The following is a 13,990-nucleotide window of genomic DNA, read 5'->3' as shown; positions in this document are numbered from 1 at the left end:
CAGAACCCATGGCCGAGTTCTCCGCCGAGGTCTTCCAGAACGAGTTCCTGTCCGAGGGCGCCACGGATGTGCACGCCATCGTGACGGTGACCGCCCGAGGGGCAGGTCAGGCGGGGGCCGCGACGTCGGGCGGCGGCGTCGCCGAGATCATCATGGTCGACACGTCCGGCTCGATGTCCGGGCGCAACATGGAGTCCGCGAAGTACGCCGCGCAGGTCGCGGTCGACCAGATCCTCGACGGGACCTGGTTCGCGATCGTCGGCGGCAGCCACGTCGCGCAGCGCGCGTTCCCCTACCCCAACGCGCGCGTCGCGATGGTGCAGATGGAGCCCGCAGCGCGCGAGGAGGCCAAGCGGGCCATCGCGATGATGAGCCCGTCGGGCGGCACCGCGATGAGCACGTGGCTCCAGCTCGCCGCCCAGCTCTTCGACACCGTGCCCCAGGCCGTCCAGCGCCACGCGATCCTGCTGACCGACGGCAAGAACGAGTCCGAGCCGCGCGAGAACCTGTCGCAGGTCGTGCGTGCCGTGACCGGGAGGTTCCAGTGCGACGCGCGCGGCGTCGGGTCGCGCTGGCAGGTCGACGAGCTGCGCGAGATCTCGACGGCCCTGCTCGGGACGGTCGACCTGATCGCCGACCCGAGCGAGATCGCGGCCGACTTCTCCTCGCTCGTCCAGAAGTCCATGTCGCGCGGCGTGGCATCCGCGGACCTGCGCGTGTGGGCCCCGCAGGGCGCCCAGGTGCTGTTCGTCCGCCAGGTCGCCCCGACCGTCGAGGACCTCACGACCCGTCGCGCCGTGGTCAACCCCCTCACTGGCTCCTACCCCACGGGCTCGTGGGGCGACGAGTCGCGCGACTACCACGTGGCCGTGCGCGTGGCCTCGAAGCCCGTGGGCTCGGAGCAGCTCGCGGCGCGCGTGCAGCTCGCCGTGAACGGCGAGGTGGTCTCGTCGGGTCTGGTCAAGGCCAAGTGGTCCGACGACGGCTCGCTCACCACCCGCATCAACCCGGAGGTCGCGCACTACACGGGTCAGGCGGAGCTCGCGTCCGCGATCCAGGAGGGCCTCGCGGCCAAGGCGGCGGGCGACGAGGCCACGGCGACCGTCAAGCTCGGGCGCGCCGTGCAGCTCGCGGCCGAGACCGGCAACGACGAGGCGACCTCGCGCCTGCGCAAGGTCGTCGAGATCGAGAGCGAGGAGCAGGGCACCGTGCGCCTCAAGCGCAACACCGACAAGCTCGACGAGATGGCCCTCGACACGGCCTCGACCAAGACCACGCGGGTCAAGCGATGAGCGCGATCTGCCCCAACGGGCACGCGTCCGAGTCGACCGACTACTGCGACGTGTGCGGAGAGCCCATGGGGGCCGCGTCGAGCAGCGCATCGGGGGCGGTGTCCTCCGGCTCCGCGGGGGTCGGCGCGCCCGCTGCCCGTGCCGGTGCCGGAGGTGGCGAGCCCATCGCGTGCCCGCACTGCTCCTTCCCGGCCGCGGCCGGGGCACTGTTCTGCGAGAACTGCGGCTACGACTTCACGACCGGCTCGCTGCCCGAGCCGGACGGGGCACCATCGGCTGCGACGCCGGTCTCGGTCGGTGCGCCTGCACCGGCTGCGGCGTCCGGTCCGCTCGCTCCCCCGGCGTCGTCGCTCGACCTCGACCCGGTCGCTCCCCCCGCGGGGTCCCCCGCGGCCGCACCGTCGGCCGACCCGCTGTCGGCGCCGGCGGCGCTCACGCCGCCGATCGGCGACCCGGAGGCGGGTGACCAGTCGTCCGCCCCGGTCGCTGGTGGAGCCCCGGGAACCGGACCTCTCGTCGCGCCGGGGGCTCCTGGTGCTCCTGCCGACCCGGCCGAGGGCGAGGCGACGCCCTCGACGGGTGCGACGCCGTCGGGCAGCGGGACGCACCTGCCGACGCCGCCCGTGCCGGGCGAGGACCAGTGGGTCGTCGAGGTGTGGATCGACCCCGACTGGTACCAGGCGCAGAAGGCCGAGGACCCGCTCCCGTCGGCCGGGCTGCCGGGTCTCGTGGTGCTGCGCGAGCGCAGCGTGCTCGTGGGACGCCCCTCGGTGTCGCGCAACATCCACCCGCAGATCGACTGCGGCGCCGACACCGGCGTCTCGCGGCGGCACTGCCAGCTCAACACCGACGGGCAGCGCTGGTGGGTCGAGGACCTCCAGTCCTCCAACGGGACCTACCTCAGCCCCGCGGGCGGCGAGCTGCCCGTCGACCCGATCCCGGCCGGTCAGCGCCGCGAAGTCGCCGACGGAGACCGCATCTACCTCGGCGGCTGGACGCGGCTCGTGATCCGCAAGGCGATGCCTGGGGAGGTCTGAGCCCTTCGCTTCGTACGCGACGGGTGGCGCGGTCCCCGGCTGAGGCCGGGGCCGCGCCATCTCCATGCGGCGCTACACAGGCACGGCCGGCACATCTCTTCGACGTCGACCTGCGGATCGGGCTACCTGCCGTCCTCCCAACAGTTCGAGCGCGTTCATCGTCGATCCCCGCGGGTGGGGGTGGCCTGCGCAACGTCGTCCGGGTGCTCGCACCTCGACGGTCCAATCTCCGTGCGACTCGACAACGGGTGATCGGGCCTCCGTCATCGCCTGAGTACTTCGGCGGGATCGACGCCGAGCTCTTCGAGATCGGACTCGACCATGGCGACAAAGAGTCGACAGGGCTCTTCGACGCCGGAGCGATCAGTCGGCGCTGTCGTCAGCCCCGGCGCGAAGACCGAGCCGACCACCCAACCTGCTTCCGTCTGCTGTATCCGGATCGCGCCGCTCTCCTCGTACGACATCGATTCGAACTCGAAATCGCCGTCCGCGGAACCTTCGAGCCAGGCGAGCAGGCTTCGAGCAAGCTCTACGACGGGGAAGCCTGTCTCTTCGAGGAGCGTGATGCCGCCGTCCATGAGGCGGAGACGGGCGTCGAGAGCAATCACGTAGTCCGCCTGTGTCGTTCCCTGGAGTTCGTCAGTTCTCCACTGGTCGTAGGACATCTCCAGCTCCATCACCCCCGATGACGAACCCCACACCCAACCCTGACCCTGACGGGCGAGCCCCGACGGACTCTCGGACAACACCCAGCCAGCAGCGGTAGCTGGACACTAGGGCCCCGACGGACTTCCGCACAAGCTCGGGGACGACGAGCGCTCACACGGGAACGGTCTGCGCGCCCGCGGGGACAACCTTGCCGCTCGCGTCGTCACCGACGGCCGTCCGGTCGCCCCTCGACCCCTGGTCGTCAGAGGTCGTCCAGCGTGGACGTCAACCTGGGGTCGGCCTCGACGGCGTCGAGAAGCCGGGAGTGCTCTGCGATCAGGGCACCGGACACGTCACCGGTCAGGACCGTTGCCTTCGCGTCACCGAGCGAGACGTCGAAGGCCGTGGCGACGACGAACATCGTCTCGACCACCGAAAGACCGGCGGCTCTCAGCCGCTGGGCCTCATCGATCATGGCCGCTGGATCACCGGGGGGCTTGCCCGGCCGCAAACCGGCCGCGAGCACCTCAAGCTCCTCTCTGCTCCTCACCGTCACTCCCTCCGCGAAGCCATCGCGCGCCACCACGACTCGTCACGCCCGGCAGTCTCGAAGGCCTCGGTCGTCGTCGCCACGTGCGAGACGAACTCCTGCGGAAGACGTACGTCGTGGTCGACGACGTAGTGCCTCAGCCCTTCCGGCCAGACGTAGACGCCGTCGCTGAGCTCCAACGCGCCGTTGTTCATCCCGCAGAGCCGGCACGGCGAATACCCCATGTAGTACCGGACCACGAACCCGCGCGCGAGGTAGCGGACGACGAGATCGCGCTCGTCGTCGTCCCAGTCAGGGTCGACGAAGTCCGCAGGGTCGGGCCAGCCGTCGGCCCCTCTGCCCTGCCAATAGCCGATCAGGACGAGGTCGGGGAGGTTCACGGGCTCTCCTTCAAGCTTCGGTCCCCGTCGAAGAGATCCCCGAGCGCTCCACGACGGGCGCCATGACGGTGCCGTCCGTGACGTCGTTCTTCCTGCCCCGTCGAGCGGGCGACCGGACCGACGTCGTCCCCGACGGCGCCGTGAACTTCGCCTTCTTCGGCCAGCTCGCCGGGACCACTCGCGACACGATCTTCGCGACCGAGGACTACCGGCATGGAGGCGGCCTACCAGCTCCTCGGGTCGAGCGCGGCGTCCCCGAGGTCTTCATATTCGACCTACGACGTGCGCAAGTTGCTCGCCGCGACCACGCGCCTGCGCGACGGCGAGGAACTGCACATCCCCGGCCCCGGCATCCTGCGCAACCGCCTACTGCACAGGATCGACACGACCGAGATCGGAGAGTTGCTCAGCGAGTTCGGGCTGATCTACGAGAAGAAGTAGTCGATGGGTCGGGGCCGTCGGCGGAGGGCCGAAGACCCACTGACGACGGGCGGGCTGCCAGGTCTCGTGGGACTGCGCGAGCGCAGGATCCTCGCAGGCGTCGGCCTCGCGCACGTCCACCCGCAGACGATTGCGGAGCCGACACCGGGGTCTTACGGAGGCACTGCCAGCTCAACACCGACGGATCGAAGACCTTCAGTCGTCCAGTGGCACATACCTCAGCACCGAGAGCGGCGAGCTCGCCCATCGACCCGATCCCTGCCCGGCCAGGGCCGTGAGGTCGCCGACGGCGACCTCAACTAACTCGGCGGATGGTCGCGTCTCGTAACCAGTACGCGACCTGTCCTCGATTCTTCCCTAGGCCGAGCACAGCACCCCCACCCTCACTTCAAGAAGTGAATCCAAAGGGTATTTCCGTACTCCCAACCGTTATCAGTCGCCTCTTTATCCCGTCGCGAGACATGCTCGAGATGGACGATGCGCTCTCCATACTGCGACGGCAAACTCGAATATGGAAGGATGTGTCGATCACTCAAGTCGCCAACGAGTGCAAAGTACCGTTCGGAAAATAGGTAAAATGAAGGCGGCTCAAACTCCGAGAAGGGCAACTCTTCGAGGATGGGCTTAACCAATACGGGCCCATCCGAGTCGTCCAGTGGCACCGCTAGCGAAAGGCGAATGCTATCGGGCAATCCAGTCGAAGCCTGCGCGGCCATCGCAATTACGTGCGGGAGATTTCCAGTTTCCCAACGCACACCAACTTCATCGAGGTGCCGACTTTCGAAGTAGCAAGCGTCGCTTGCAGAATCCAGCCGGCCAGCGGTATCGCGAATCCATGCATCCAGTTGACTACTCACCAGGCAATGTCCATCCATTCTTCGTTAGCCACTCAGACTGCGACCTCGTCAGGTCGCCCCCCGGGTGCTTCCACGTACCGTCCTTGTTCAACGCTCCCCCGTCCCTGAAGTGCACATGGTCCTGCTCCCCTAGGATCTTACCCTTGTCCACGCGCGTCACGTCCGTCGGCGCCTTACCCCGCTTGATCTCCTGGTTCATCTGGTTCGGCGATTTCGCGTTCGACCCCGACGAGCCTCGCTGCATAATCTCGACGCGATTCTCACCCATGGCTTTCTGGCCAAGGCTCGAAAGCGAGAGCGCGGTTGCAGTCCCCCCGGCGGCCGCGACCGCGACCCCTCCGGCTATGGCAGGAGCGCCAGCGACGCAGCCTACACCTGTCAAGCAAACCGCGCCTCCGCCCGTAATGATCCCGGCCCCGGCGTACATCAACGCCAATCCAACCCCAGCCATGGTTGTTTCCACAGGATTCTTGATAATAGCATTTCCAAACGACGCGGCCCCGTTAACCATGTCCGCGACGCCAGGACGAATTGCGTCCCACAGATTGAAGGAGCCCTTGTTGGAGTTCCGGGCAGAACTCCCCTTCGCGGCAAGTTTTCCTATCGCCCTGTAGCTGCTCGAAAGGTTGAACTTCGAGTTGATCGGCACCACCACCGTCTTTGTGGCAGCTGCATGACCAGCCGCGTTGGTCTTCGTCGCCCTGGGTCTCGTTGACATCCCGTCGGCAAGCATCCCGATCAGGAGCCCGGTCGGATCGGAGTACGTCGTGGGGTTGTTGTTCGAGTACGCGTACCCGTTCCACTGCTGCGGATCCATCAAATCCATCAGCGGATCGACCGAGATGAAGCGCCCCGTCTGCGCGTCGTAGTAGCGCGCCCCGACCTGCGTGAGCCCTGTGGAGTCGGTGGGCTTGTTGAGGAATCCACGATCCCCGACCCAGGTGGATGCCGCTGCGCCACGGGGGTTCCCGTACGGGTCGTGGTAGCGCCGCGTGAGCTGGTTGGTCGAGTTGTTGATCGAGATCTCGGCCGTGGCGTGGTGGTCACTGATGAGCGTCCGCACACCCGCCGGGCCGGTCGCCGTTCGGGAGGCGACGGTCTTGCCGGCGAACGAGTAGTACCGCGTACCGGTGATGGTGCTTCCGGTGAGCGTGAGCTCCTGGCCGCCCGGCAGGTAGACCGTGGTCACCCCGTCCTGGTGCCGGACGAGGCGCTGCCCGTCAGCCGAGTAGATGTACTCGTCCGATGCCTCGGTCCCCTCCTTGAGGGAGTCGAGCTTGCCCTCGGCGTCCCACGTCAGCGTCTGCGGAGCCTCGCCTGCGAGGTTCCGCGTCAGGAGATTGCCCGCTGCGTCGTAAGAGTAGGCGTCCGTCGTGGGCGCGGTCGGCGCAGCGGCGGAGTGGGTAACGGTCTTCAGCGCGTGCGGCTGGCTCCCACCAGCGGCCGGATAGGCGTACGTGCTCGTCGTGTCACCCGTGCTGGTGTGCTGGGTGCTCGTGGTGCGGTTGCCTACCAGGTCGTGCGTGTAGCTCGTCCAGTAGGGGGCAGGCCCGCCGAGGTTGGCCACCGTGCGGCCCGCAGGTCCACAGTCAACGGTCTTCGGGGTCCACGCCTCCGTCAGGCGACGGAGCGCGTCGTAGGCGAAGCACTGCGTGTCAGCAGGCTTTCCCGGAGGAGCGTCGGCGATCGACAGGATGTTCCCTGCGTCGTCGTACGTGTAGGAGAGGTCGAGGTCGTACGTCGTCTTGTCCTCGCGCTGGAGCCAGGTCTGCTCCGCTCGACGCGTGCCGTGCTCGTACGAGAAGTTGAGCATCTGCGCCTTCCTCGACCCGAGGTCGAGCACCAGCGGCTCACCGTACGGCGAGTACTGGCTACCCGCGACGTACACGCCCCACCCGACGCCCCCACCCATCCACTCGGGAACGGACCGGCTGTCGAAGTAGGTCGTGACGGTCTCGGCGCCCAGCGCGCCTGCGGCAGGGTACTTGGTCGTCTTGACCTGGCCGTCGACCGTGTACGTGTACTCCGTCTTGTGGGTGCCTGCGAGGGCACCCTCAGCCGCAGGCAGTGTGACGGCCTGCCCCAGGGGGCGCCCCGCTGCGTCGTACCCCGTCACCGCGGTGACGTACTTGGACGTCCCCTCGTGCCGGGTGCTGGACGTCAGGAGCCCCTTGGCGAGTGTGTCGTACTCCCACGAGGAGCGCAGGGGGCCTGTTGCGGTGTTCTCGCGCAGCTGGGTCTTGCGCCCGAGCTGGTCGTAGACGGACGCGAGCGTGACGCCGCGAGCGTCCGTCGTCGTGAGCAGCTGACCCGCGTCGTCGTACGTCGAGGTGGTCGTGCCCTTGTCGGGGTCGGTCGCCGACGTCTGAAGACCCCGGAGGTCGTAGCCGTAGGTCCACTGGTTGCCTGCCGGGTCGACGACCTTGCTCAACCGACCAGCCTGGTCGTACGTGTAGCTCGTGGCCTGGCTGGTACCCGTCGGACCGGCGCCCGTGTACTGCAACAGCGAGGTGGTCTTCCCACGGGCGTCGCTGATGGTCGTGGTCGGGACAGCCCCTGCCGGCGGATCGACGCTCACGCGGTCGCCGCCGTACGTCGTGGTCGTGCTCCACCGGTCCTGCTCGGCGACCTGGAACACCGACGACGTCGGTCGGCCCGCGCCGTCGAAGGTCGTCTTGGTGCGTGCCGGGACTGCCGTCGTCGGGACGACCGTCGTCGTAGCGGGGTCGCCCGTGGTGTACCAGGGGGCGTTGGTGGTGGTCGCGAGTCCGCGCGAGTCGTAGATCGTGTCCGTCACGATGCGTCCGGCATCGGTCCGCGAGGCCGACGGTGCCTGCGTCTGACGTGCGCGCAGCAGACCGTCGAAGAGCGCGACCGAGGTCTGGTACGTGCCGTTGTGGATGAGGGACTCGGACGTGACGGCATTCGAGCCTGCCGTCACGATCTTGTAGGTGTACTTGGCGCTCGGGGTGTCCGTGCCCTGGACCCGGCCCGGCTGCCAGACCTGGGTGAGACGTCCCAGCGCGTCGTAGGTGCCGCTCGTGACCTTGCCGCTCGCGTCCGTGACCTTCACGGGCGTCCCGCGCAGGGGCTCGACGTCGGTGGTCACGGCGTGAGCCGTCAGCGGGCCCGAGCCGTCAGGGTCGGCACTGGTAGTGGTCGTCTTCGTGACCGGTCCGCCCGTCGCGGGGACGTAGGACGTCGTCGTCGCGCGGCCGAGCGCGTCGGTCGACTGCGTGACACGGCCGTAGACGTCATAGGTGCTCGTCGACGTCGCCACGTACTGGGCCGTAGCGCCCGTGTACGCCTTGAGGTGCTCGGTCCTGGTGACAAGCCCCTTGGTCGGGGCTGCGCCGTAGGCTCCGCCGTCGAACGACGAACGAACGTCACTGATCACATCGACCGGGCGGGACGGAGTGGTCGCGCAGCTCTTCGCGACCGTCTCGGCGCGCATGACGGTGCTGAGAATGTTCAGCCCGACGTTGCGGTTGTACTCGGTCCGCGTGCACTGGTCGTCCGCCGCGGTGGAGACGTCACCCTGGTCGTCGACCTGCGTCGGCATCCCGTACTGGTCGAACGAGGTGACCGTGCGCGTGGTCCGCTTGCCGCCCGGCAGCGCGGGTGCGGTCGTACGGGACTCGACCGTGCCGACCCCGACGTACCGGGAGGACGTGCCGTCGGCGCCCGTCGCAGTCACTCCGGAGGCCCACGGAACGCTCAGCGTTCCCGACACCTCGGTCGCGCCGTCGAAGACGATCTCCTCGCGGGCCATGCCGTTGAACCAGTCGTGGTCGACGATGCCGTCGACGCTCACGCTCTTGGATCCACCTGCCGCATTGGCCCGGTCGCCGTTCATCCCGCGGAAGAAGCGCGAGCGCGTCTTGAGCTGGTTGGTGGTCGAGTCACCTGTAGTCACATCGACCGTCGCGTAGCCCCTGAACTGTCCCCAGGTCCGCTGCTTGACGGGGACGAGCTCGTTGTCGTCGTAGTGCCAGGCCGCGTCGCCCACGTAGGAGTACGCCGTCACGGTGGCCTGCGACTGCGAGTCGTTGCCGCTCGCGACGATCGAGGACACCAGGTACTTGTGGAAGTACTCCATCGTGGAGCCGATCCCACCCTCGGGATCCCAGAAGACGGGGAAGCAACGTCGGGTGTTGGACTCCGGCGCCGCGGGGGTGTTCCCCGAGGTGCAGTCCTGCGGCGTGTAGTTGACCGAGACCGTACCGCCGGACTCGGTGTTGATGGCGATGATCCGATAGCGGTTCATCGCGGGACCGATGTCCCCGAGCGTGTCCACCCGGTTCGCCTTCTGCTCCCCGACGAACGTGACCTTGGGCAGCGTGACCGCCGTGCCGACGTGACCGGTCCGTTCGATCGAGGCGAGCCACAGGACAGCGTCGGTGCCGTCTCCCGGATCGGGGAACTGGTGACCCAGCGTCCACGAGTCGACGCTGCGGTAGGTCGAGCCGTCCAGCACCTTGGTCGTGACCGTCGTCAGACGCTTGCGCGTGAAGAACGCCGGCGAGACCTGCTGGGGGCACGTCGACGAGGACGTGCAGATCAGGTCGAACGGGACGTCCGGCCACTTCGAGGCATTGGCCGCGGTCAGCTGCGACGGGTCGCACGTGACACCGCCCGAGGGCAGGCAGCGTTCGGCCACCGTGAACTCGACACGCGCCGGGGCCTTGGTCGCCTCGGCGCCCGCACGCTGGCCGTAGTCGATGCTGACCATGTAGCCACCCCGGTCGTACGACGACACCGCGGTGTTGAGGTTGCGACCGTAGCTGTTGGTCTCCTTGGCGTACGTGTAGGTCAGGGAGTTGCCACCAGGATCGACGACGTAGTCGAGGTTCCAGCGCCACACCTGGTTGCAGGACGAGCTCGCAAAGGCAGCCTGGTAGCAAGGGTCGCCCGGGTGGTTGCCGAAGACAGGCACCGTCCAGGCCGAGTTGAGGGAGGCGGTGTCGGCAGCCGAGCGCTTGTCTCGGCCGAAGAAGTACTGGGTGCCGTCACTCGTGGTGACCTTCCAGTACTCGCCGTTCTGCCCCGCGTTCCACGAACCGGTCAGGCGCTCGATCTTGGTGCCGTCGTCCTTCTTGGGCTTCCACACGCCGCTCGCGGCATCCTTGACGAGCTCGACAGCACCGCCGTTGAGCGCCAGCGTCGCGTTGTCCGACTGCCAGCAGAGGTCCCCCGTCTTGCGGGACGCGTTGTTGGCCGCGCCCGCCATGTCGTCGGCGCACGCGACGTACTTGCGTTCGACGTACCCGGAACTGAGGTCCCAGCCGTCGCCGACCCACGACGACTGGTTGTTGGTGCTCGACACACGTCCGTCGACGGCACCCGACGAGTAGGACAGGGCGAGCTCGGGCTCCGGTCCTCCGGGGCCGGCGGGAACGGCCATCGGGTAGGACCAGGCGAAGTCACCCGTCTGCTCCGAGACCTGCCAGGTCGCCGAGGGCGAGAGAGAGGTCGCCGACCAGTTCCCGGCCGAGCCGGAGGCTCCGGCAGTGACGGCGAGTGCGCCCATCGCCGCGGGGGCGACTCGGGCGGTCACGACTCCGGCGGCGCTGTCGTTCGTGGAATCGAGCACGACCTGCTCGTCACAACCGGCGCTCGGTGCCGCAAGATCACAGTCGGGGAGGGACACGACCTGGAGTCGTGAGGCCCAGTCGCCGCCGAAGGCGTCTGCAAAGCCCGAGTAGTCGATGGACACCTCGAGCGTCCCGACGTCGTCACCCTCGGTAGCAGGCTCGACGCTCAGCAGCAGTCCGTCCAGGTCGGCCTTCTTCGTGGTGTCGCGATCAGCCACAGCCACCTCGACCGGGGCACCCGCCACCTCGACGGGCGGAGCATCGCTCGCCGTGGCTTCCTGCCCCTCGTCATCGGGGAGTGCCGCCACGGTGACGGGGACCTTCGGAAGCTCGGCCTCCACGGGCTCGCCGCTGAGCGGCACGTCGACCGTCGCGGCGCCTCCCTCGGGCCACTCGACAGCGGTCGTGGGGCTCGAGGTGCGCGGTGCACGAGCCGGCTTGTCGGCGGGTGGCGCGTCCTTCGACGGGACGACCTTCTCGTCGTCCCTGTCCGGCCACAGCGTCTGGCCGTGGGCGCGTCGTTCCTCGGCGGACCAGGACGACCTGTCGGCCTCGGTGCGCTCGTCTGCTCCTGCTCCAGGAGCACCGGCCAACGTGACCACCAGCGAGGCGATCACTGCCGTAGAGATGCCAAGCCGTGCTGACCGACCGTTGCTCTTCACCATCGAGGTGCCTTTCGCTCCTACCGAGCCGAACCGAGGACTTCTATTGCTCTTCACGCGTCACCCTGCCTTCTGGCACGCACGGCGGATCGCGTCGATGGTCACGATGGAGTCGTAGACCCGTACGTCGTCGATCGCGCCCGACCAGTTCTCGCCGTGGGACCCGGCCACGAGGCCGCGGCCCACCTGCAGCGGGCCCCCGCTGCTCCATGTGACGGGCCCCAACGGCGTCGTCGCGGCCAGTACCGGCTCGCCCGACTTCGGCGCCTCGGGCGTGCCCAGCTCGCAGACGTACAGGCTCACCGTCCCGGCGCTCGCGTCGCGTATCCCCGTCAGATGGACCCACGACTCGGGCTCGGCCACTGCAGAGCTGGCCGCGATCGCCGGAGGTGCACCGGACTCGTTCTGCGAAGCCCAGAAACCCCAGCACCTCGCCGCTCCTCCCGTGCAGTACGGACCGCTCAGCTGCCCCAGCTTGAACGCGCCATAGCTCTGCCCGTCCTGACTGACCGCAACGCCGATCCCGGCAAGATCCTTGGCCTTGACGAAAGCCATGACCGAGTAGCTGCCGCTCGTGTTCACCACCGGCCCGGTGGTGTGTGCCGCGTCAGAAGCCCCGTCAAAGACGAGGGCACGGTCCGAGGTGTCCCCAGCGAAGTCCGCCAGCGGCCCTCCGCCCCGCTGCACCGAGGAGGACAGGCCAAGCGCTCGCCCACCACCCGACGCGTCTGAGACCACAGCACCCGAGCCCTCGTCCATGCGCCACGAACCGCTCGTCCCCAGGAAGTTCACGCTGAAGCGATACGTACGCACCGGACTCGTGTTCCCCGCCCGGTCGACAGCCTGCACGAGGAGTCTTTGAGAACCAACACTGGTCGGCGTGAACGAGATGTCGGCCGCGTACCAGTTGGCGATGCCGATGTAGTTGTTGAGCGCGTCGGAGTTGAAGGAGTACTTGTAGCCGACGATGGTGAGGTCGCCGTCGGAGCCGAGGGTGAAGCGTCCGAGCTGGCCGATCCCGCCTGCGATCTGGTTCTCGAGGTAGGCCGCGGTCCCACCGTTGGCGATGGTGATCAGCGCCGGTGGCGGCGGCGTGGCGTCGATGGTGAACTCGCACGCGGACATGGGGCCGTAGCGGCTCGTCCCGGGGTCGAGGCCGCCGGCGCGCCACTGGTAGGTGTGGCCGTCGAGGAGCTTGCCCGGGGGCACCGTGCGTGAGTGGGTGCTTCCGGAGGCCATCGCGGTGTCCTCGGGGGCGTCCCAGGCGAAGCCCGGTGCGGCGAGGTCGACGAAGTCGAGGTTCCCGATGACGTTGGTTCCGTCGGGGTCCCCGACCGTCCAGTGCATGGTCGGGGTCGTCGAACGAATGTAGGGGCGCCCGGCCCCGACGACGCATCCGGCGGTGTCCGGGTTCGAGATCCACACGCTCGTCGGTGCGCTCGGGGGCCGGTCGTAGGTCACGGACAGGTGCGAGTCGAACCGGTACCGCTTCCACCCGCCAGCCATCGAGCCCTCGTCGGCGGCCTTGAGACCCATCGTCAGGGTCCCGCCACCGAAGGCGGCCAGTGCGCGAGCACCGGCGGTCGCATCGAACTCGATCCACCGGTCGCTCTGACCGGCGCACGAGGGCTTGTGGGCGACGTTTGCCGAGCCCGTCTGCGCCCCCCACCCGAGGTTGTTCCAGGTCGTACCAGCGGACATCATGCCCGTGTACCAGAGCTGGGTGGTGGTCGCCGAGCAGCTCCACGAGTGCGTCCCGTAGACGGTGAACGTCGCCGAGATGACGTCACTTCCGTTCGCCGCCCCGAACGAGCCGTAGCCGCCGAAGCCCCAGACGAGGCGATGGACGTCGTTGTACTTGGTGCACGCCGAGGTCGCGTTCGGGTCGCACAGCCCGAGCCCCGCGTCGCCGCCGAACTTGTACCCGGCCACGGCGTTGGGCGTCCCGGACCGGATCAGCGTCCATTCGTTGCGGCTGCCGGAGACGCTGGGGTCGATGTAGATGGGCCAGACGGTCTCGGGGTCGGTGATCATCTGCGCGTCGGGGGTGATCGTCACCGCCTCAGCCGTGACCTCGGCGGGCATCGCGGCGATCTCGTCCCCCTCACGCGGCGCCAGGACCGGGTCACCGGCACCCACCCCCGACTCCGGCTCAACCGCGCCAGTGGCCGGGAGCGCGAACAGGCTCGCCCCGAGCGACACGCCCCCGCCATTCCGCAACGCCTGCGGAGCCAACAGCGCCAGACCCCCAGCACCGCCGACAGCGTCAGTCACCTCATCGGCGCCCGAGTCCCACATCAACGGCGTCGGGGACGTGAAGACCTCCTCACCCGCGTCGTCGACGGCGACGAACCCGCCCTCGTCCGAGACCACACTCAACCCCTGGGTGGTCTGCACCGGGAACGACAACGACGCCAACGCCGGATTCGCCGCAGCCGCCGGAGACTCGACCCGCAACACCTCCGAGAAGCCCGTCCCGTCCTCATGCACCGAAAGAACCAGGTCCACCCCCTCGAACACACCCGGGTA

Annotated in this window: 8 protein-coding genes and 1 pseudogene; 4 read left to right on the top strand and 5 right to left on the bottom strand. The window is 68.4% G+C overall.

From position 1 onward, the window contains the following. Positions 1–8: 8 nt before the first annotated feature. Together ACFVQ3_RS17445 and ACFVQ3_RS17440 are read left to right on the top strand one after the other, a co-directional pair. Positions 9–1,292 carry a VWA domain-containing protein gene (locus ACFVQ3_RS17445; RefSeq protein ID WP_387641733.1) on the top strand — a complete coding sequence of 428 codons (1,284 nt, stop codon included), beginning with the start codon at positions 9–11 and terminating at the stop codon, positions 1,290–1,292. Continuing rightward, positions 1,289–2,329: an FHA domain-containing protein gene (locus tag ACFVQ3_RS17440; RefSeq protein WP_387641730.1), complete on the top strand. Its 1,041-nt coding sequence runs from the start codon at positions 1,289–1,291 to the stop codon at positions 2,327–2,329. Before ACFVQ3_RS17445 ends, ACFVQ3_RS17440 begins: the two co-directional genes overlap by 4 nt. Before the next feature lie 263 nt (positions 2,330–2,592). Here the strand turns inward: ACFVQ3_RS17440 and ACFVQ3_RS17435 are convergent, their stop codons facing one another. The 3 genes from ACFVQ3_RS17435 to ACFVQ3_RS17425 form a co-directional block, all read right to left on the bottom strand. Beyond that, a complete protein-coding gene (locus tag ACFVQ3_RS17435) occupies positions 2,593–2,994 on the bottom strand; it encodes a hypothetical protein (RefSeq protein WP_387641727.1) in 402 nt (133 codons plus the stop codon). 245 nt (positions 2,995–3,239) lie between these two features. Beyond that, positions 3,240–3,527, bottom strand: coding sequence for a hypothetical protein (locus ACFVQ3_RS17430; RefSeq protein ID WP_129464116.1), 288 nt, complete (start codon positions 3,525–3,527; stop codon positions 3,240–3,242). A gap of 2 nt (positions 3,528–3,529) precedes the next feature. Continuing rightward, entirely contained in the window at positions 3,530–3,907 is a 378-nt protein-coding gene (locus tag ACFVQ3_RS17425; protein WP_387641725.1) for a hypothetical protein, read from the bottom strand. Between the two features lie 62 nt (positions 3,908–3,969). Here ACFVQ3_RS17425 and ACFVQ3_RS17420 point away from each other — a divergent pair. Then, positions 3,970–4,050 (top strand): annotated as a pseudogene (locus ACFVQ3_RS17420) (hypothetical protein); the annotation flags it as partial. A gap of 70 nt (positions 4,051–4,120) precedes the next feature. Next, a complete protein-coding gene (locus tag ACFVQ3_RS17415; RefSeq protein WP_387641806.1) occupies positions 4,121–4,348 on the top strand; it encodes a hypothetical protein in 228 nt (75 codons plus the stop codon). An 849-nt stretch (positions 4,349–5,197) separates the two neighbouring features. On the opposite strand, the gene ACFVQ3_RS17410 is transcribed toward ACFVQ3_RS17415, so the two are convergent. Together ACFVQ3_RS17410 and ACFVQ3_RS17405 are read right to left on the bottom strand one after the other, a co-directional pair. Next, positions 5,198–11,416 (bottom strand): RHS repeat-associated core domain-containing protein, encoded by a 6,219-nt coding sequence (locus ACFVQ3_RS17410; protein WP_387641722.1) that lies wholly within the window; start codon positions 11,414–11,416, stop codon positions 5,198–5,200. Positions 11,417–11,521: 105 nt separating this feature from the next. Next, positions 11,522–13,600, bottom strand: coding sequence for a LamG-like jellyroll fold domain-containing protein (locus ACFVQ3_RS17405; protein WP_387641719.1), 2,079 nt, complete (start codon positions 13,598–13,600; stop codon positions 11,522–11,524). Positions 13,601–13,990: the final 390 nt, after the last annotated feature.

Origin of the sequence: Oerskovia sp. NPDC057915, assembly GCF_042887685.1 — a bacterium.
GTDB lineage: Bacteria > Actinomycetota > Actinomycetes > Actinomycetales > Cellulomonadaceae > Oerskovia.
The sequence above is the reverse complement of the archived record's forward strand: the minus strand, read 5'-3'. Positions and strand labels throughout refer to the sequence as shown.

Bases quoted from the DNA above. Each gene is read 5' to 3' on its own strand.
- ACFVQ3_RS17445 (WP_387641733.1), top strand. From the start codon at position 9: ATGGCCGAGTTCTCCGCCGAGGTCTTCCAGAACGAGTTCCTGTCCGAG.
- ACFVQ3_RS17440 (WP_387641730.1), top strand. From the start codon at position 1,289: ATGAGCGCGATCTGCCCCAACGGGCACGCGTCCGAGTCGACCGACTAC.
- ACFVQ3_RS17435 (WP_387641727.1), bottom strand. From the start codon at position 2,994: ATGTCCTACGACCAGTGGAGAACTGACGAACTCCAGGGAACGACACAG.
- ACFVQ3_RS17415 (WP_387641806.1), top strand. From the start codon at position 4,121: ATGGAGGCGGCCTACCAGCTCCTCGGGTCGAGCGCGGCGTCCCCGAGG.